This window comes from Croceicoccus sp. Ery15 (assembly GCF_020985305.1).
Taxonomy (GTDB): Bacteria; Pseudomonadota; Alphaproteobacteria; order Sphingomonadales; family Sphingomonadaceae; genus Croceicoccus.
Genome location: NZ_CP087588.1, coordinates 845,710 through 864,412, shown reverse-complemented (window position 1 = coordinate 864,412; position 18,703 = coordinate 845,710). Strand labels below are relative to the sequence as shown.

At 61.2% G+C, this 18,703-nt stretch carries 19 protein-coding genes and 1 tRNA gene; 9 read left to right on the top strand and 11 right to left on the bottom strand.

Going from position 1 to position 18,703, the window contains the following annotated elements:
• Window positions 1–483: 483 nt before the first annotated feature.
• Window positions 484–2,880: a YadA-like family protein gene (locus tag LOZ77_RS04295; RefSeq protein WP_230280957.1), complete on the top strand. Its 2,397-nt coding sequence runs from the start codon at window positions 484–486 to the stop codon at window positions 2,878–2,880.
• 214 nt (window positions 2,881–3,094) lie between these two features.
• On the opposite strand, the gene LOZ77_RS04290 is transcribed toward LOZ77_RS04295, so the two are convergent.
• The 5 genes from LOZ77_RS04290 to LOZ77_RS04270 form a co-directional block, all read right to left on the bottom strand.
• The gene (locus LOZ77_RS04290; RefSeq protein WP_230280956.1) at window positions 3,095–3,280 is read right to left on the bottom strand and encodes a hypothetical protein; all 186 of its coding nucleotides are present in this window, start codon (window positions 3,278–3,280) and stop codon (window positions 3,095–3,097) included.
• A 93-nt stretch (window positions 3,281–3,373) separates the two neighbouring features.
• Complete coding sequence (gene prsR, locus LOZ77_RS04285; RefSeq protein ID WP_370638044.1) at window positions 3,374–4,753, bottom strand: PEP-CTERM-box response regulator transcription factor; 1,380 nt, start codon at window positions 4,751–4,753, stop codon at window positions 3,374–3,376.
• Window positions 4,753–6,918 carry an XrtA/PEP-CTERM system histidine kinase PrsK gene (gene prsK / locus LOZ77_RS04280; protein WP_230280955.1) on the bottom strand — a complete coding sequence of 722 codons (2,166 nt, stop codon included), beginning with the start codon at window positions 6,916–6,918 and terminating at the stop codon, window positions 4,753–4,755. The genes prsR and prsK overlap by 1 nt, the downstream gene beginning before the upstream one ends.
• Window positions 6,919–7,083: 165 nt before the next feature.
• Entirely contained in the window at window positions 7,084–7,368 is a 285-nt protein-coding gene (locus LOZ77_RS04275) for a hypothetical protein (protein ID WP_230280954.1), read from the bottom strand.
• A gap of 188 nt (window positions 7,369–7,556) precedes the next feature.
• Entirely contained in the window at window positions 7,557–7,712 is a 156-nt protein-coding gene (locus LOZ77_RS04270) for a hypothetical protein (RefSeq protein WP_230280953.1), read from the bottom strand.
• A gap of 160 nt (window positions 7,713–7,872) precedes the next feature.
• On the opposite strand from LOZ77_RS04270, the gene LOZ77_RS04265 reads away from it, so the two are divergent.
• Window positions 7,873–8,496: a response regulator transcription factor gene (locus LOZ77_RS04265; RefSeq protein WP_230280952.1), complete on the top strand. Its 624-nt coding sequence runs from the start codon at window positions 7,873–7,875 to the stop codon at window positions 8,494–8,496.
• A gap of 34 nt (window positions 8,497–8,530) precedes the next feature.
• On the opposite strand, the gene LOZ77_RS04260 is transcribed toward LOZ77_RS04265, so the two are convergent.
• The 4 genes from LOZ77_RS04260 to efp form a co-directional block, all read right to left on the bottom strand.
• Window positions 8,531–10,267: an SLC13 family permease gene (locus LOZ77_RS04260; protein WP_230280951.1), complete on the bottom strand. Its 1,737-nt coding sequence runs from the start codon at window positions 10,265–10,267 to the stop codon at window positions 8,531–8,533.
• Window positions 10,268–10,397: 130 nt separating this feature from the next.
• A tRNA-Leu gene (locus LOZ77_RS04255) sits at window positions 10,398–10,481 on the bottom strand.
• Between the two features lie 76 nt (window positions 10,482–10,557).
• Window positions 10,558–11,379, bottom strand: a complete 822-nt coding sequence (locus tag LOZ77_RS04250) for an inositol monophosphatase family protein (protein WP_230280950.1) — start codon at window positions 11,377–11,379, stop codon at window positions 10,558–10,560.
• 25 nt (window positions 11,380–11,404) lie between these two features.
• A complete protein-coding gene (gene efp, locus LOZ77_RS04245; RefSeq protein ID WP_230280949.1) occupies window positions 11,405–11,968 on the bottom strand; it encodes an elongation factor P in 564 nt (187 codons plus the stop codon).
• Between the two features lie 182 nt (window positions 11,969–12,150).
• On the opposite strand from efp, the gene LOZ77_RS04240 reads away from it, so the two are divergent.
• The 4 genes from LOZ77_RS04240 (at window position 12,151) to LOZ77_RS17920 (ending at window position 15,365) form a co-directional block, all read left to right on the top strand.
• Window positions 12,151–12,714 (top strand): adenine phosphoribosyltransferase, encoded by a 564-nt coding sequence (locus LOZ77_RS04240; RefSeq protein WP_230280948.1) that lies wholly within the window; start codon window positions 12,151–12,153, stop codon window positions 12,712–12,714.
• 85 nt (window positions 12,715–12,799) lie between these two features.
• Window positions 12,800–14,212 (top strand): cytochrome ubiquinol oxidase subunit I, encoded by a 1,413-nt coding sequence (locus LOZ77_RS04235; protein WP_230280947.1) that lies wholly within the window; start codon window positions 12,800–12,802, stop codon window positions 14,210–14,212.
• Window positions 14,212–15,219 carry a cytochrome d ubiquinol oxidase subunit II gene (gene cydB, locus LOZ77_RS04230; RefSeq protein WP_230280946.1) on the top strand — a complete coding sequence of 336 codons (1,008 nt, stop codon included), beginning with the start codon at window positions 14,212–14,214 and terminating at the stop codon, window positions 15,217–15,219. Before LOZ77_RS04235 ends, cydB begins: the two co-directional genes overlap by 1 nt.
• Window positions 15,216–15,365, top strand: coding sequence for a DUF2474 domain-containing protein (locus LOZ77_RS17920; protein WP_370638043.1), 150 nt, complete (start codon window positions 15,216–15,218; stop codon window positions 15,363–15,365). Before cydB ends, LOZ77_RS17920 begins: the two co-directional genes overlap by 4 nt.
• 6 nt (window positions 15,366–15,371) lie before the next feature.
• Here LOZ77_RS17920 and LOZ77_RS04220 read toward each other — a convergent pair whose 3' ends face one another.
• On the bottom strand, window positions 15,372–15,932 hold the full coding sequence (locus tag LOZ77_RS04220) for a cytochrome c family protein (protein ID WP_230280945.1): 561 nt from the start codon (window positions 15,930–15,932) through the stop codon (window positions 15,372–15,374).
• 178 nt (window positions 15,933–16,110) lie between these two features.
• Here LOZ77_RS04220 and LOZ77_RS04215 point away from each other — a divergent pair, with 178 nt between their 5' ends.
• The 3 genes from LOZ77_RS04215 (at window position 16,111) to LOZ77_RS04205 (ending at window position 17,819) form a co-directional block, all read left to right on the top strand.
• Window positions 16,111–16,641: a cytochrome c gene (locus tag LOZ77_RS04215; RefSeq protein ID WP_230280944.1), complete on the top strand. Its 531-nt coding sequence runs from the start codon at window positions 16,111–16,113 to the stop codon at window positions 16,639–16,641.
• 14 nt (window positions 16,642–16,655) lie between these two features.
• Complete coding sequence (locus tag LOZ77_RS04210) at window positions 16,656–17,333, top strand: cytochrome b/b6 domain-containing protein (protein ID WP_230280943.1); 678 nt, start codon at window positions 16,656–16,658, stop codon at window positions 17,331–17,333.
• A gap of 273 nt (window positions 17,334–17,606) precedes the next feature.
• The gene (locus LOZ77_RS04205; protein ID WP_230280942.1) at window positions 17,607–17,819 is read left to right on the top strand and encodes a hypothetical protein; all 213 of its coding nucleotides are present in this window, start codon (window positions 17,607–17,609) and stop codon (window positions 17,817–17,819) included.
• 92 nt (window positions 17,820–17,911) lie between these two features.
• On the opposite strand, the gene aqpZ is transcribed toward LOZ77_RS04205, so the two are convergent.
• Complete coding sequence (gene aqpZ, locus LOZ77_RS04200; RefSeq protein WP_230280941.1) at window positions 17,912–18,637, bottom strand: aquaporin Z; 726 nt, start codon at window positions 18,635–18,637, stop codon at window positions 17,912–17,914.
• Window positions 18,638–18,703 lie beyond the last annotated feature (66 nt).

The window sequence follows — 18,703 nt, the reverse complement described above, 5'->3', positions numbered from 1 at the left end:
GTCAAGATGCACGGCACCGGTTGTCCGCCATTTGGGGAGCATCCTGTCCCCGTTCAACAGCATGTGCCGGACAGCGCTTCGGATCACGTCGAGGATATCTCTGGCCCGACCGATCATTCTGCCCGATTCTCTGTTCCGTGAGTGACATGGCGTAATTTTTCATGCCGACGGACGGAATAAACATGTTACTAGATATTATTTTGTTCCAGGAATTTCACTCTGTTAAAATTAAATTCCGGTGATAGTCGATTTCCATAAAGGCATCTGTTATAAAACTAACATAAAATGCAAAAAAAAATTACAAATTTGAACTGATACAATCATGACAAACATTTGTCGGTAAACAAACCGTTTCAATTAACATTGACGTCAATAATCGAGTAACTTTTTCTTCATCCCATGCCCTGACCCTCGAAGCAGTTGAAAACTCGACGCAAATGAGAGGTACAAGCGATGAACGGGGTTTTTTCACAGTCCAGAACCATGCTTGCAGGGGCCGTCGCCGTCAGCGCGCTAGCCATTGCGCTGAACGCACAGGAAGCCAAAGCACAGGCACTTCAGCCGGTGGTCGATGTCTGCACCGGCGTTTCTCTGCCGCCATCAGCCGTCACCGATATTATCGATGCAGCAAACGATCCAATCATCGGATCGCTTGAAACGCTGACCAACAATCTGATCCAGATCGACGCAACGCTCGATGCCGTCAGCCTGCCTGTCGTGGGCGACCTGATCGGATCGATTTTCGGGCCGGGAGATTTGCTGAACGTTCCCGACGTCAATACCGACATCAACGGCATTCTCGCCGGTATCGCTGCGGGTGAACCGATCAGCCTTCAGGTGCTGGACACCGATGGCAACCTGCTGGCACCGGGCAGCGACTGTAACCTGGCGGCAGACGGATATTCGCTGAACACGTCTGGCGGCATCACTATCGGTGGCAACCAGATTACCGGCCTTGGCGACGACGGCGAAGTGGCGCTGGCCAATGACGTCGATGCAATTGCCATCGGCAACCGTGCGCTGGCCGATGTCGGCGCGACCGGTTCGCTCGCGCTGGGTGCCGATGCGACCGTGACTGCGGCCAACAGCGTTGCGCTGGGCAGCGGATCGCTGGCCGATCGCGGCGCGCTCGCGGGCTATACCGCCCCCGGCCTGTCGGGCACGTTCGACAGCGTGGGCACCGTATCGGTCGGCAGTGCGGGCAATCTGCGCCAGATCACCAATGTCGCCCCCGGCACGCAGGATAGCGATGCCGCCACGGTCGGGCAGGTAACCGGTGCAGTGGCCGAACTGGCCGACGATGCGGTCCTGTATGACGACGGCACCAAGGCGTCGGTCACGCTGGCGGGTGCCGGCGGCACGACCATCGGCAACGTCGCCGACGGCGAGGTTTCGGCCACGTCGGCAGAAGCGGTGAACGGGGCGCAATTGTTTGCCACCAACCAGCAGGTCGATGCCAATACCACCGCGATCACCGATATCGATACGCGGGTGACGACAGCCGAGACCAATATCACCAATATCGACAATCGCGTAACCGTGAACGAAGGCGATATCGCCGATCTTCAGGATGCGCAGGCGTTGTCGGTGCAATATACCGACGCCACCCAGACCGAAGTGGCGCTGGGCGGTGCGGGCGGCACCACCATCTCCAACGTGGCAGATGGCGAATTGTCGGCCACGTCGAGCGAGGCGGTGAACGGCGCGCAATTGTTCGCGACCAACCAGCAGGTGGACCAGAACACCACCGATATCGCCAATATCGATGCGCGGGTGACGACGAACGAGGGGGATATCATCAACCTCGACAATCGTGTCACCACGAACGAGACCGATATCGCCAATCTCGACAATCGCGTCACGGTGAACGAGGGCGATATCGCCAATATCGACAACCGCGTCACAGTGAACGAAGGTGACATTGCGAACCTGGATAATCGCGTGACCGTCAATGAAGGCGATATCGCCAATATCGACAGCCGCGTGACCGTGAACGAAGGGGATATCAACGATCTTGACGTGCGGGTTACCGACAACACGACGACGATCAACAATATCCAGGCCCAGGTCGACAACGTGCCGCTGGGCTATGTCAGCGATGCCGATCCGTCGATTGCCAGCGCCACGCCGACCCAGACGGCGGCCATGATCGGGGCTGATACCTCGGCGCCGGTCACGCTGACTAATGTGGCACCGGCCGCGCTGAATGCTACCTCGACCGATGCCGTAAACGGGGCGCAGCTGTATGCCACGAACCAGCAGGTGGCAGCGAACCGCGTCGATATCGACAACAACCGTACCGATATCGATGCCAATACGGTGGCCATCGCCAACAACCGCACCGATATCGACAACAACACGAATGCAATCACCAATATCCAGAACAACTATGCCGGCAGCACGGTCGTCGCGGTCCAGTATTCCGACCCCGACAACCCGACCGTCAGCAATGGCGGCACCATAACGAACGACGTCACGCTGATCGGTGCGGACAGTTCGGCTCCGGTAGTGATGCATAATGTGGCCGCGGGCGTGCTTCCCAACGATGCGGTGAACGTGCAGCAGATGCAGGACGGGCTCGCCATGGTAATGGATTACACCAACACCATGTTCGAATCCTTCAGCTATGACCTGCAAAAGCTGAGCCGCGACAGCAATGCGGGCACAGCAAATGCGCTGGCCGCAGCGGGCCTGCCGCAAGTGATCGAAAGCGACGGGCGCATGCTGGCCGGTTCGGTCGGGCACTATCGCGGGCAAACCGCCTTTGCGCTGGGTGCGTCAGCAGCCTTTAACGACGGGCGCGGCGTGGCCAAGTTCAACGGCTCGGTCAATACACGCGGCCATGCAGGGATCAGCGCGGGCGCAGGTTTCGCCTTCTGATCGACGATCGCGGGTCGCCCGGCCGTTGCGGTCGGGCGGCCCGCCACGATATCATGCCCGCATGCTTGTACCGCGAGGCATGATGCCGACCGGACGGTCGGCCAAGAGCCGGAAAACCGGCCACACACTGAAGACCCCACACCCCTGGCCTTCCGAACCCGCCCTACGCGGATCGGAGGGCCGTTTTCGGCTATGTTGAGGCCACTGCCCGCGTTCAGTGCATCTGGCGGCTGGTCAGATCCCAGTCACGGATCCGGTCCTCCAGCCTGTGCATCCTGCGTTCCAGCCGTGCCGCATCGGTCCTGTCGCCCGTGTCGGTGGCCATGGCTAGCATCTGCTTCGTTTCGTCGCGATAATATCGCAATCCATCGAGCATACATCTCTCAAGAATGTCTTCCACGCTCGCTCTCCCTCTCTCGAGAGCGCCATAGCATACTTATCCACATAATCCCATTGCGCTGTTCGACCAGCGGAAGAATTGGTCCGATGGACGTCAAGTCGTAAGATCGTATTGCTTCATCAAGTCATAAAGTGTTGGCCGGCTAATGCCCAGCATGCGCGCGGTAGACGATATATTACCTTCGCTGCGCGCCAGCGCATGGCGAATCAACTTGCGATCCGCCTGTTCGCGCGCCGCCTTCAAGTTCAGCGCCTGTGCCAGTTCCTCATCGGGTTCAGCAAGGTCGAGGTCTTCGGCGCTAACCAGCCTGCCATCAGCCATGATTACCGCACGCTTGACCCTGTTTTCCAGCTCACGGACATTGCCGGGCCAGTGCCACGTATCGATCGCGGTCAGCGCGTCGGGAGCAAAGCCCTTGATCTGCGGATTCATCTCGGCCGCGAAACGCGACAAGAAATGACGGGCGAGCAAGGGCGCATCGCCCGCGCGTTCGGCGAGTGCGGGGATCGCAACCACCACTTCGGCCAGCCGGAAATAGAGGTCTTCGCGGAAATCCCCTTCGGCAACCATGGCGGGCAGATCGCGCGTGGTGGCGCAAACGACGCGCGCGTCGACGGGGATGGCCTGTGCGCTGCCCATGCGTTCGACAGCGCGGGTTTCGATGAAACGCAGCAGGCGTGACTGTATCGCGGGTGGCAGATCGCCCATCTCGTCAAGAAACAAAGTGCCGCCACTCGCCATCTCGATCCGACCTTCGCGGGCCGAATGCGCGCCATCAAAGGCTCCGGCTTCGTAGCCGAACAATTCCTGTTCCAGCAGATGATCGGGAATCGCGGCGCAATTGATCGCCACAAAGGACGCGCCCGCCCGTCTGCTGGCGGCATGCAGACCGCGCGCCAGCAATTCCTTGCCCGTGCCGCTGGCGCCGATCAGCATGACCGATACTTCGGTGGCGGCCACACGCTCGACCGTCCGGGCGGTCCGGATCATTTCGGGCGCTGCGGTAACGATGCTGCCCAGCACGGTCGAATCCGCACCGCTGCGGGCGGCAAGGCGGCGGTTTTCCGCCTCTATCCCCGCCAGATGCAATGCGCGGCGCACGATCAGGGCCAGTTCCTCGATCTTTACCGGCTTGCGATAAAAGTCATACGCCCCCTGCTCGATCGCGCGCATCGCGCTTTCCGCCGCGCCATGCCCGCTGGCAACGATCACCTTGGTTTCTGGCCTGAGCGCCATGATCGCGTCCAGCACGACGAAACCTTCGGTCGTGCCGTCGGGATCGGGCGGCAGGCCAAGGTCCAGTGTCACCACGTCGGGTTCGTGCTGACGCAGCGCGGCAATGGCGCTTTCACGGTCACCGGTACAGATCACGTCGAATTCGTCCCATGCCCATTTCAGCTGAGTTGCAAGGCCGGGGTCGTCCTCGACCACAAGCAGCTTGGGCTTGTCCGCCATGTCGGGTTTCGCGGGCATCAGGCGACCTTTCTTGCCGTATCGGCCTTGGGAGTGTCGGCGGCCAAGGGCAGGCGGATGGTAAAGCGCGTCCCCTCCCCTTCGCGCGAAACGACGTCGAGCGTTCCACCCATCGCGCGCAATGTCTCGCGTGCTTCGAACGCGCCAATGCCGAAACCGTCGTTCTTGGTCGAAACGAAGGGCGCGAACAGCCCGTTGCGCACGAATTCTGCCGACATGCCGCCGCCCTTGTCCGCAATCTCGATCACCGTCTGCTCCCCGTCATGGCGGAAGGAAATCACGACCGTGGCATCGGGCGCGCTGGCATCCAGCCCGTTTTGCACCAGATGGCGCATCACCTGCTCCAGCCCTTCGCGGTTGGCCATGGCGGTTGCTACGGGCGCACGTTCGATAACAACCCGGTCCCTGAACGGTAGAGCGCCGAATATCTGCCACGCCAGATCCTGCGCACAGATTTCCTCCACACTGCAATCGCCGCGAAATCCGTTGCCCGAACCGCTTCCGGCACCATAACGCGACAATCGGGCCAGCAGCGCCTCCATCCTGCCGGTCGCATTGCGCAGCGTGATCAGCATGTCGGCGCGAAATGCGGGGTTTTCGATGTGCTTTTCAGCATTGCTGACCGTCAGCCCCAGCTGGCTGGCAAGGTTCTTGATGTCATGCATCACAAAGGCCATGCGGCGATTGAATTCGTCGAACCTCGCTGCCTCCAGCAATTGGCGCTGCGCAGCCTGTTCGGACAGATGCACCGCCAGTTGCTGGCCGATGATGCGCAGCAGATCGTGATCTTCCCAATCCAGCTTGCGCGCAAAGGCAGGCCGGGCCAGCACCACGGCCCCCGCCATCCGCCCGTCGAGCATCAGGGGCACCAGCGCCCACGCGTTTTGATCGTCAAGCAGCCATGCCGGCAAATGGACGGCAATCGCAGCAGCATCGCTGCCCCGCAAAGCATCGAGCGCAAGCACATCCTCGGCCTCTTCCATCGCGCGCAGGGATTGTTGCGGCAGGGCGATGGCGGGTACGTCGATATCGGGCCATTGCCATCGCGCGGAGAGGGTCAGATGTCCTTGCCCATTGCCAAGGCCATCGTCGTCGGGCGTCAGTAAAAGTCCCCCGCGGCTGTCGGGAATCTCTGCCAGAGCCTCCACCGCGCGCACGGCCAGCGGCGCGGCCCCGCCGCCTTGCGCACCCATCCTGCCGGCAAAGCGCAGCCATTCGGCGCGATAATCGAAACGGTGCCGGAACAGATTGCGCGATATCCCCTCGCGGATCATCGCCCGCAGGCCCGGCGAAGCGAGCAGGAGCCCGATCATCATGGTCAGCACGATCGCCATGAACTGGCTGGCCACACCCATGTCGATATCGAACGCCTGCAAGATCGTATCCAGCGCGAATATGCCCAGCAGGTAAAGGGCGATAACCAGCAGGGACAACGACTGGAACGTTACCGAACGCGACGGCGCGAAACGGCGTTCGGGCAGTGCCCGCCCGTCGCGATACAGCAGCACCGCCACCGCCCCCCATGCAAGCCCCCGTACCGCGACCATAGCAGGAGGCGCATGGCCCGACAGATAGGTGAAGGCATAGAAATTCAGCTCGAACCCCCAGCCCAGCACCAGCGCCGTGACGACAGGGCCAAGCCGGGATCGCTGTTCGGGCTCTGCACCGGCAAGAAGATTATGGATCAACACCAGCATGCCCACCACGAACAACATGCGGATCAGCGCGGCGACATTCATGATCAGCACGAGTGCATCGGGATGGCGGAACCATTCGGTCAGCATCATCAACGGCAATTGCGCCAGCTCTGCCAGAGCCAGCGCGAACAGGACGGGGCGCAGCAATGTCAGGCTGCCATGCCGGCCCTCTGCCGACAAAAGCGCGCCGATCAGCGCCAGAAAGGCCAGATTGCGCAATGTTTCGACCAGCCATGCAAGACGCGGATCGATGGCAGGCGCGACACCGGTGACCAGCGTGATCCCCGCCGCGCCCAAAGCCGTGACCACCATCGCGCGCAGGGCAAGGCTGCGCCCGCGGTTCCACAGCAGCAGAGGGGCGCACAAACAGGCGAAAGCGCCCAGGGCCGCCGTTACGCTTGCGAAGGCCGTCCAACCGGAAGATGGCCAGTCAGGAGAAAGCCAGTCTTGCCAGACCAGACCGGTCATGCGTCACGTCCCTCAGATACGGGAAAGCGCCAGCTTTGTCGGAGGGATCGGGCCATGAAGGCAGCCTAGCGGCACCATGGTAAACGCGGCGTAAAGCGGAACGCAAAAAGGCGCGGCAGGCGGGTCTTTGCCGCCTGCCGCGCCCTTTGCGCCGGATGGTCGGGTTCAGTTGGCGATCTTGTCCGCCGCCTTGTCCGCGGCATTGCCGATGGAATCGGCTGCATTGCCAACGCTGTCCGCTGCATTGGCGATGGCGTTATCCTTGGCGATTTCGGCATCCTGTCCCTGCATCAGGACAAAGCCGCCAACCAGCGCGATGATCACCACCAGCACCAGCAGCATCATCCCCTTGCCAGAGGATCGTTGCGGTTCGGTGTCGCGGATCACTTCGGTGGTCGTATGCGTGTTGCCTTCGGGCGTTTCGACGCGCGTAATACGTTCTTCTGTCATGCGAAAATCCCCTTGAAATAATGAAGAGGAAACGCTGGTGCGCGCAAAACGGTTCCGCCTGTTCCGCTGCCCATACCTTGACTGGCAAACTGGCCGCACAAGCGATCGCCCCCCAGTGATTGGGGCCAAACAGTCCGAGATCGATGTACGAAACGAAAACGGCGGGGAGTTACCCCGCCGTTCGTTCGTCAACCGTTCATCAGCGAATCAATGGTACGCCGGAAACCGCGCGCGCCGCCGTCAGCGGGACGTTTCAAACCGTCCAGCCATGCAGCGATATCGCCAATACCGTCATTATCGTTGAGCGCATTGTGTTCATGCACTTGCGCATACATCTGTTTCATGCTCGCCCTCATTCCATACCGAGCGGATGAGCCAGAAAATTGCAGATTTGACAGAGTTGTCAATAGATCAGAAACATTGTCACGAAAACGAAATGAATGATCATTTGTATCCAAATATGCGACCGAATATTTCCTGTTTCTACAGACAGGACTCGCGGTGATGCATGATTGCGCAAGCAAGTTTTCGGACGATTCCGGCGCACTGGCAGGGTTGACCGATCCGGACCGCGAAGAATGGTATGCAGCGCTTTCGAATCTGGGACGAACAAATCCGCCGTCGGGAGCCGTATGGCTTAGCGCCAGTCACGATGCCTTCATCGAAAATCTGAGCGCGCATATATCCCGGCAAGAGCGCGTCATTGTGCTGGCTGGGCGGGCATGGACCGCGCAAAGGCAACACGCCCTTGCCGCCGGTGCGTATGAATTCCTGTCGACCGGTCCGGTCGATGCCGCCGAATTATCCGCGCGGTTGCGATTGATCGAGACGGGTAGCGCACTTCCGAAAGGGACGATGCTTTCGGGCAAGCAATTGCAGATCGGACAGGTGGAGCACGAGCTGACCGATCGCGAGGTCGAGATCATGACACTTTTGATTGCCGCGAAAGGTCGTTTTGTTGTCCACGACGAACTGTTAGCGCTGTGGGGCCGCCACGCTTACGAACCGCAATATCTGCGCGTCGCAATCGGCAAGCTGAGACGCCGGATCGAGCCCGAGCCAGACATGCCGCGCTATCTGTTAAGCGAAGCGGCTATCGGTTACCGGCTGGTCGCAGGCATCGAGTGACTTTTTACAGCCCCACAGCCTCCGCCCGATCCTGCTACATGTAAAACATCACCAGCAGCACCGACAGCGTGGTCGCCATCAGCATCACCAGCGGGACCCCGGTTCGGATATAGTCACGGAAGTTGTAACCGCCCTCTTCCATGATCAGCATGTTGGTTTGGTATGCAATCGGCGTGGCGTAACACAGGTTGCAACCGAACAGCACCGCCAGGATCATCGGCTCTGGAGGGATGCCTAGCGTATTGGCGATATTGAACGCAATCGGCGTGCCGACCGTGGCGGCCGCAGCGTTAGACGCAAAATTGGTCAGCAACGTCACGAACAGCATGATCGCCGCCAGCACCGCCGCAGGGGGCAGAAATTGAAGCCCTGCCGCCATGATCGCGCCCAGCCATTCGGCTGCCCCGCTTTCCAGAATAAGTCGCCCGACCGCAATGCTGGCCGCGACCAGCACGATGACATTGGCGGACAGCGCCCTGCCCACGCGGTCGAACTTGACGCACCCGGTAACGAACATCGCGATCGCCCCACCCAGCGCGGCAATGGCGATGGGCCACAGGCCGAAACTGGCCGTAGCGACCGAACCGATCATGATCGCGCCTGCCAGCACGGCCTTGGACCGGCGGGGAACTTCCTTGACCCCCTCCAGCAATAGCAGCCGGTCGGTTTCGGCAAATTCCTCGATCTCTGCCATGGGGCCCATCACCAGCAGCACGTCTCCTGCTTTAAGCTGCAGTTCGGAATATTCGTGCCGTCCCTTGTCGGGCCCACGTTCCTGCTGGTGAATGCCCAGCACGGCCACGCCGAATTGCCCCGCCACGCCCGATGACGGGATGGTAAGGCCGACAAGCCGCGATTCCGCCGTGATCGCCATTTCGACGACCACGACATCGGCCTGCTGCGAATGGGCGGCGGCATTCAGCCGCTCGATCACCCATGCAGGCGCAACGCGGGCCTTGAACACGCGCATCGCCTCTTCCAATGCGTGGTGCGAACCGCTGACGGGCAGGCGCGAATTGGCGGTGATCTGGCGGTCGAGCGGCCCTTCGAATCGGAAACCGTCAGGCAGCCTTTCTTCCAGATCGCGCGGGGTCATTCCTATCAGTTCGGAATTATCGTCGAACCGCAAGGTCGCAGCGAACGCCCGGCGCTGGCGCAGGTTTGCGGTGCCGTTATCGGGCAACAGACGCGGCATCACCAGCCATAGATAGGGCAGCGCGATCAGCGCGGCGATGGCGACGATGGGCGTGAAATCAAACACGCGAATATGGTCCATGCCCAGATCTTCGGCGATGGAAACGACCAGCAGGTTGGTCGATGTGCCGATAGTGGTGGCCATGCCGCCGATCAAAACTGCGGCATTCAGCGGGATCAGCGTTTTCGATGCCGCCATCGCCCCGCGTTCGGCCAAGGCGACGAAAATCGGCAACAACAGCACCAGCACCGGTGTGTCGTTCACCATCATCGACAGCCCCATTGCCATCAGCAGCGAGACAAGCATGCCGAGGCGGGTGTCGATCTTCCACACGCTGTCGAGGAAGCGGGTCGCCGGTTCCAGTGCGCCGGTCACGACCAGGCCGCGCCCCATGATCATCAGCGCGCAAATGGTAATCAGCGCCGGATGGCCGAACCCGGCAAAGGCCAGCATCAGCCCGTCTGTCGGCTTTTGCAGGTCGAGCGGGAAGAAGAACAGGCCAAGCGCGATGATCGCAATGGTGACCAGGCTGACGATCTCTGTCGCGATGCGACCGCGGGCGAATGCGATGAACATGCCCAAGGTCAAGACCATGGCGCCCAGCGCGTGATATGTAGGAAAACCGGGCATTATGCTGGCAGATAACAGCGGTTTCGTCGCCACGCCAGCAAGATTGCGCCCAGATGAACGACTTTTGTTGCGACGATGGTGCCCCTGGCCCGACTCGAACGGGCACGTCCGAAGACAAACGATTTTGAGTCGTTCGCGTCTACCATTCCGCCACAGGGGCACGCCTTGCGGTTGCAAAACGTCGTGGAGCAGGCCCTTTAGTCAGGGACTGCTCCGCTATCAAGCAGGGAAAACGATCAATCCCCTTTCAGCGCACCGACCAGCAGCTTGTGCAGGCGCGAATGCAGCGTATCGTTACCGGCAAGGATGGTCTGGTCGCAGATCGGCAGCGAGCGGCCGCGCCAGTCGGAAACGAAGCCGCCCGCCTCGCGGATCAGCAGGCAGCCGGCCGCGCTGTCCCACGGCTTCAGCCCTGCTTCCCAAAAGCCTTCGTAACGGCCCGCCGCCACCCAAGCGAGGTCGAGCGAGGCCGCGCCAAAGCGGCGGATACCGGCGACGCGCGGGCCGATGGCGCCCGCGATCTTCTGCCATTCGGGGAAATTGCCGTGCCCGCCGAAGGGAATGCCCGTCGCAATGAGCGATTCGGATAATTCGCGCCGCGCCGAAACGCGAAGCCGCGCATCGTGCAACCATGCGCCGCGGCTTTTTTCCGCCCAGAAGCTTTCGTCGGTGATCGGCTGATAGACCAGCGCGGCGGTCACCTCGCCCCATCCGCCGCCACCCAGCTTGGGTTCCTGCACCGCGATGGAAATCGCGAAATGCGGCATGCCATGAAGGAAATTGGTCGTGCCATCCAGCGGATCGATGATGAAGCGCGGTTTGGTGGGGTCGCCCTCGATCTCCCCCGCTTCTTCCAGCAGGAAGCCCCAGTCGGGGCGCGCGGCGCGCAATTCGTCCCACAGGATGCGCTCTGCCGCCTCATCCGCCTTTGACACGAAATCGGCAGGCCCCTTGCGGCTGACCTGCAGATGCTCGACCTCGCCGAAATCGCGGCGCAGGCGCGAACCCGCCTTGCGGGCGGCGCGTTCCAACACGCGAATGATACCGGAAACTGCCATTGTCTTTGCCTAGCTAAAGGGGGCCTTAGCCCGCCTTCCCTACATAGGTGCGTTCGTAAACATCGACGACGATGCGCGTGCCGCTTTCGATATGCGGCGGCACCATTACACGCACACCGTTTTCCAGAACGGCAGGCTTATAGCTGGACGAAGCGGTCTGGCCCTTTACGACGGCGTCGGCCTCGACAATGGTCGCTTCGACCTGTTCGGGAAGCTGGACCGAAATGGGCTTTTCTTCCCACAGTTCCAGCATCACCTGCATGCCGTCTTCAAGGAAAGCCGCAGCATCGCCCAGAAGGTCGGCGGGCAGGTTGATTTGTTCATAGGTTTCGGTGTCCATGAACACCAGCATGTCGCCCTCGGCATACAGGAACTGGAAGTCCTTGGTGTCGAGGCGCACGCGTTCGATCGTATCGGCGCTGCGGAAACGGACGTTGGTCTTGCGACCGTCCTGCAGGTTCTTCATCTCGACCTGCATATAGGCTCCGCCCTTGCCGGGCTGGGTGTGCTGGATCTTGGCGACCTTCCAGATGCCGCCTTCATATTCCAGGATATTGCCGGGACGGATATCCACGCCGCTGATCTTCATATGCCGATTACCTGCCATTGGGGATCGCGTGCCGACAGCATGGTCGCAGGCGTCCGGTTACATTGATGAGAAAGAGTTGAGCGCGCCCTTAGCGCCTGCCCGCTGCAAGCGCAATCCTGCCCGCGGCGCTTCGAGCGTCGCGAGGCTGGTGGCATGCGGCACAAGCAGCTACGGTCCACGATATGAGCAAGCACGAAGCGCCCAATGCCGATCTGGCAGAGCTGATCCGCACGATCCCCGATTATCCCAAGCCGGGGATTATGTTCCGCGATATCTCCACCCTGATGCTTGACGGCGGGGCCTTTGCCGCGACGATCGACCGGCTGGCCGATGCGCTGGCCAATGGAAACGAAGGCGATCCGCCCGAACTGATCGCGGGGATAGAGGCGCGCGGTTTCGTATTCGCTTCCGCCCTGGCCTATCGCCTTGGCTGCGGCGTGCTGATGCTGCGCAAGCGGGGCAAACTGCCCGGTCCGCGCGTGTCGGTCGAATATGCGCTGGAATATGGCACCGACATGCTGGAAATGCATGACGATGCCTGCGGCCCCGGCGCCTCGATCGTGCTGGTCGACGACCTGATCGCCACCGGCGGCACGGCGCTGGCCGCAGTGGAGCTGCTGACATCGCGCGGCGCGCATGTCGAACAGGCCCTGTTCGTGATCGACCTGCCCGATCTGGGCGGCGCGGACCGGCTGCGCGAGGCAGGCGTTAGCGTTCAGTCCCTGATCGCATTCGAAGGGGATTGAATCCATCCAGACTTGCATCACACGCAATCGGATTTGCCGAATACGCTCTTCAAGCTACTGACAATCGGGTCTAGAAGCGCAGCCCATGTTCGAAGGACTCGACGCGCTGTTTCTGGCCCGCGCGCAATTCGCGTTCACGGTCAGCTTCCATTTCATCTTCCCGTCATTTTCGATCGGGTTGGCCAGCTATCTTGCCGTATTGGAAGGCATGTGGCTGTGGACCGGGCGGGAACGCTATCTCGATCTGTTCCGATACTGGCTGAAAATCTTTGCCATCGCCTTTGCCATGGGCGTCGTATCGGGCATCGTGATGAGCTACCAGTTCGGCACCAACTGGTCGGTGTTTTCCGACAAGGCCGGACCGGTGATCGGACCGCTGATGGCTTATGAGGTGCTGACCGCGTTCTTTCTGGAAGCGGGCTTTCTGGGCGTGATGCTGTTCGGCATGGAACGCGTGGGACGCAAGCTGCATTTCGCCGCAACATTGATGGTGGCCGTGGGCACATTCATCAGCGCGTTCTGGATCCTGTCGGTCAACAGCTGGATGCATACGCCCACCGGCTATCTCATCGGCGCAAACGGACAGTTCCTGCCGGGCGACAGCTGGATCGACATCATCTTCAACCCCAGCTTTCCCTTCCGCCTCGTCCATACGGCGACGGCAGCCTATCTGACGACGGCGCTGGCCGTGGGCGGCGTGGGCGCGTGGCATTTGCTGACGGACAGGACGAACAAGCAGGCGCGCACCATGTTCTCCATGGCGATGGGCATGGTCATGGTGGTCGCCCCGATCCAGATTTTCGTCGGCGACATGCACGGGCTGAACACTCTGGAACACCAGCCCGCCAAAGTTATGGCCATGGAAGGCCATTTCCAGAGCCACCCCGACGGCGCGCCGCTGATCCTGTTCGGCATTCCCGACAGCGAGCAAGAGACGGTGCATTACGCAGTAGAGATCCCGAAGCTCTCCTCGCTGATCCTGAAACATGAATGGGATGCGCCGCTGGACGGCCTCGACACCGTTCCCAAGAAAGATCATCCGCCCGTCGGCGTGGTGTTCTGGGCGTTTCGTATCATGGTTGGGCTGGGCTTTGCGATGCTGGGGCTTGGCGCGTGGAGCCTGCTGGCGCGGCTGCGCGGCAAATTATACGACTGGTCGTGGCTACACCGCGCGGCGTTGGCGATGGGGCCTGCGGGCTTCGTCGCGGTGATCGCAGGCTGGTTCACTACCGAGGTGGGCCGCCAGCCGTGGACCGTTTATGGTCTGCTGCGCACCGCCGATTCCGCCAGCCCGCTGGATGCCCCGGCCCTTGGCGCATCGCTGCTGGCGTTCATCGTCGTCTATTTCGCGGTGTTCGGCGTGGGCGTCTGGTACATCCTGCGCCTGATGTCGGCCACTCCGCACGATAAGGAGGCCGCAATGCAGCGGCAGGCCGAAGGGCCGATCCGCACGGCGGGCATCGCATCGGGCGGCATTCCGCAGGACGGAGAAGGCTGATGGCTGTCAGTATCGACCTTACCACCATCTGGGCCTTTATCATTGCCTTTGCCGTATTCGCCTATGTGGTAATGGACGGGTTCGATCTGGGCATCGGCATATTGTTCCCCACCATCGCAGCCGGGCCAGAGCGCGACCGCGCGATGAACGCCATCGCGCCCGTTTGGGACGGGAACGAGACATGGCTGGTGCTGGGCGGCGGCGGATTGCTGGCGGCGTTTCCGCTGGCCTATGCGATCTTGCTGCCCGCGACCTATCCGCTGATCATCGCCATGCTGCTGGGGCTGGTGTTTCGCGGTGTCGCGTTTGAATTTCGCTGGCGCGATCCGCGCCACCGCGCATTCTGGGACTGGGCATTTTTCGGCGGATCGCTGGTGGCGGCAATGTCGCAGGGCATGATCCTTGGCGCGATGCTGCAGGGCGTGACCGTGGTGGACCGCGCCTATGCCGGCAGCTGGTTCGACTGGCTGACGCCCTATACGCTGCTGACCGGCGTGGGCACGGTGGCGGGCTTTGCGCTGCTAGGTTCCACATGGCTGGTATGGAAGACCGACGGACCCTGCCAGACCCATGCCTTTCGCATGGCAAAAATGACCGCATTGGCGACCTTTGCGCTGATGGCCGCGGTCAGCCTGTATAATCTAGCGCTGCGGCCCGAATATGCCGACCGCTGGTTGTCTGCACCGGAAATCTATTACGTCGCACCAGTGCCGTTGGTGACCGGCGTGCTGGCGATCTGGCTGATCCGCGCGCTGATGCAGGGGCGCGAGGCGCTGCCGTTCTGGCTCTCCATCGCTCTGTTCCTGATGGGAATGGCCGGTCTGGGCGTGACGATCTGGCCGAATGTCATCCCGCCCTCGCTGACCATATGGGATGCCGCCGCGCCAGAACGCAGCCAGATCTTCATGCTGGTGGGCGTGGCGATCACCATGCCGCTGATTCTTGGCTACACGTTCTGGGCATATTGGGTATTTCGCGGCAAGGTCGCGGACGAGGGATATCATTGAGCGGGCGTAATACCCCCCTCCCCCCCGGCAAGGCGGCGGAGGCGCAGCCGCTGTGGCGGCGGCTGGTGTGGATGGCGGCGATCTGGACGGCCAGCGTCGCCGTGCTGGGCGCGGTCGGCTGGGTAATCAGGCTGTGGATCGCCTGACCGGCGTTACCCCTGCGACTTCATATATTCGATGATGTCCTTGCGCTTGTCGGGGTTCGTCTGCCCCATCGGCATGCGCCCGCCCGGCACCAACTTTGTGGGCGCCGCCAGATATTCGTCCAGCGTCTTTTCGTCCCACACCAGACCGGACGATTTCAGCGCGGGGGAATAATTGAATCCCGCGACCGATGCGGCCTTGTTCCCGTAAATGCCATGCAGGTTCGGCCCGATCCGCGCCGATTCGCCCTCGCCAAAGCTGTGGCAGGATTTACACTGCGCCAGTGACGCCGGTTCGGGTAAAGCCACCGCGGCGACCGGCATCGCTGCGGGCGCGACGGGCGCCGCTTCAGAATCCGAGGCCGTTTCGGCGAGTTCGGGTTCGGGTTCGGCAGTTACTTCCACAGGATCGGCTATCGGTTCGACCATATCGTCCGGCTCTGCGTCCATAACAGCGACTGCCTCTTCCCCCACGTCAGCCGCCTCTTCCTCCGGTGCGGAGCCGCATGAGGCAAGCGCCATCGCTGCAAACGTCAGAACGACCGAACGAACCGGAATAATCAAAGCCACGCGGACACCCCAAAAAACGCAATCACGTACGATATTGCGCGATTGAACCCGCACCGCAACAATCGTACAAAAAATCTCGTCTCTTGACGCTGATGGCGAAAGCTGGCGATGAAGGAACCGTTCCGGATTTGCCCGATTTCACTCTTTTACCGGATTTATCCAAACGGGAGACTCCCTCATGGCCTCGAACCGCCCTATCCATACTGCGCGTGCCACCACCGCGATCGCCGCCATTGCCCTCTCGCTTTCGCTGGCGGCTTGCGGCGAAACCGCCGGCGATGCCCCCGCCGAAGGCGAAACCGCCGCGACCGAGCCTGCGGCCGATCTGGATATCGTTAAGGTTCGCCACGATAATTTCGAGGAAATCGGCGACGCTTTCAAAGCGATCCGTGGCGAGCTTGAGAAAGGCTCTCCCGAGTTTGCCGTGATCCAGACCAATGCCCAGATCATCGATACCAATGCGCAGAAGGTTTCGGGCCATTTCCCCGAAGGCACTGGCCCGGCATCGGGCGCCGATACCGAAGCGCTGGACGCGATCTGGGAAAAGCCCGCCGAATTCACCGCTGCGCATGAGAAACTGACCGCTGCCAGCGCGACCATGCTGGCCGCAGCCAATTCGGGTGAAGCTGCTGCCGTTGGCGAGGCAGTCAAGGAATTGGGCGGTGCGTGCAAGAACTGTCACGACCAGTTTCGCGAGAAGGACGACTGAGCGGAGCCGATTCCTTGACCGAAGCGACCGCTGCAGCACCGGTGAAGCTGTGGGACCTCCCTGTCCGAATTTGCCACTGGAGCTTTGTTCTGTTGATTCCCGCCATGTGGTGGACGGCGGAAAACAACGAAATGGGCTGGCACATGCGGCTGGGACTGATCCTGCTGGTGCTGCTGACGTTTCGCGTGTTGTGGGGCTTTTTCGGAAGCTCCACCGCGCGTTTCGTCTCTTTCCTTCGCGGCCCCGGCGCGGTGTTAGCCTATTTCCGTTCGCTGGGCGGCGGCCACGCACCAATTATTGGCCATAACCCTGCCGGCGGATGGAGCGTGATGGCGCTATTGGGTGCAATGCTTTTGCAACTGGGCATGGGGCTTTTCGCGGGCGATCCCTACGACGGAGCGACCGGCCCGCTGAACGGGCTTGTCGGCGTGATGACGGCGGACAGCCTCACCGAATGGCACGAAGGTTTCTTCTGGGTGCTGGTCGCGCTGATCGCGCTGCATGTTATGGCTGTATTGCTTTATCTAACGGTCAAACGAGACAATCTGGTGCGCCCAATGGTCACCGGATCGCGCCCTGCCCCTGCCGGAACCGTCGGCATGGCGCCCGCCTCCGCATGGCGCGCGCTGCTTTGCCTTGCCATCGCGGTGGGTTTCGCGGGGTGGATATGGAACGGCGCACCGCCGTTTTAAAAGGCTCTCACAGGATCCATGGATTGACGGACCAGTGAAGCTTGCTTTGCTGCAAAAGCAAATATTTACATTTTCCTTTCAAGACCGACCACGATATTATTGTGCAATGCAAAAATATTCGTCGTCCAGGGCTATGACTGACCCCATTTTTTTGTCACAATGGTTTCTCGATGACGCAATCCGTGGGGTCCTTCATATTGGCGGGCCTCGGCACTGTTCCGCATAAGTCGCGGAGAACCGGCCATAATGAGGGCCAAGAGACCGGAGAAGCCGATGAAGAAAATCATGCTTACAGTCGCTGCTGCATCCCTGCTTGCTGCAGGCCCAGCTATGGCAGTCGAAAACGCACGGACTAGTGCACCTGCGAACGAAGCAAGCCAGCTGGAAGGCACTCCCCTTCTGGCCGCTGCTGCGCTGGTCGCTTTCCTGGCTGTTATCGTCATTGCCGCTGGCGACGACAAAGACGACGAACCTGTGAGCGCCTGATCACGCTTTCAGTTAGATAAAAGGGGCCCGACACTACGGCGTCGGGCCCCTTTTTTGAATCCCGCAGAAACGGGCCTGCATTCATAGGTTCGTCAGGCGATCTCGCCCTCACCTGCTATCCCTTCCAGCGATTCGCCCGGCATCAGGATATAGCGCCAGATCACCGCGCCGATTGCGCCGCCGATCAGCGGTGCCACCCAGAACATCCACAGCTGCCCCATGGCCGCCGTGTCCGCGAACAGCGCCACGCCGGTCGAACGCGCCGGATTGACCGAGGTATTGGTCACCGGAATGGAAATCAGGTGAATCAAGGTCAGTGCGAGGCCGATGGCGATGGGGGCAAAGCCGCCCGGTACAGCCGTGCTCGTCGCGCCAAGGATCACGATCAGGAAACCCGCCGTCAGCACGATTTCGATCAGCAGAGCCGATGCCATCGCATAGCCGCCCGGTGACAGCGTGCCGAAGCCATTGGTCGCAAAACCGCCCGGTTCCCAGCCAACCTGACCCGATGCAATCACGAACAGCACGGCCGCCGCGATCACCGCGCCCACGACTTGCGCCGCCCAGTAGGGGGCAAGATGCTGCCAGCGGAACCGGCCCGCCACGGCAAGGCCAAGCGAGACTGCCGGATTGAAATGGCCGCCCGAAATGCCGCCCACGGCATAGGCCATGGTCAGCACGGTTAACCCGAATGCCATGGAAACGCCCACGAAACCGATGCCCAGCTCCGGAAAGCCCGCAGCCAGCACAGCCGCGCCGCAACCCCCGAATACCAGCCAGAATGTGCCGAAAAACTCGGCTGCCAGATTACGCACCATCGCCCGTATCTCCCGATATGGCGGCACCCCGTGCGCCGCCGTCTGCGCGCCAATGATCCCGCGCGT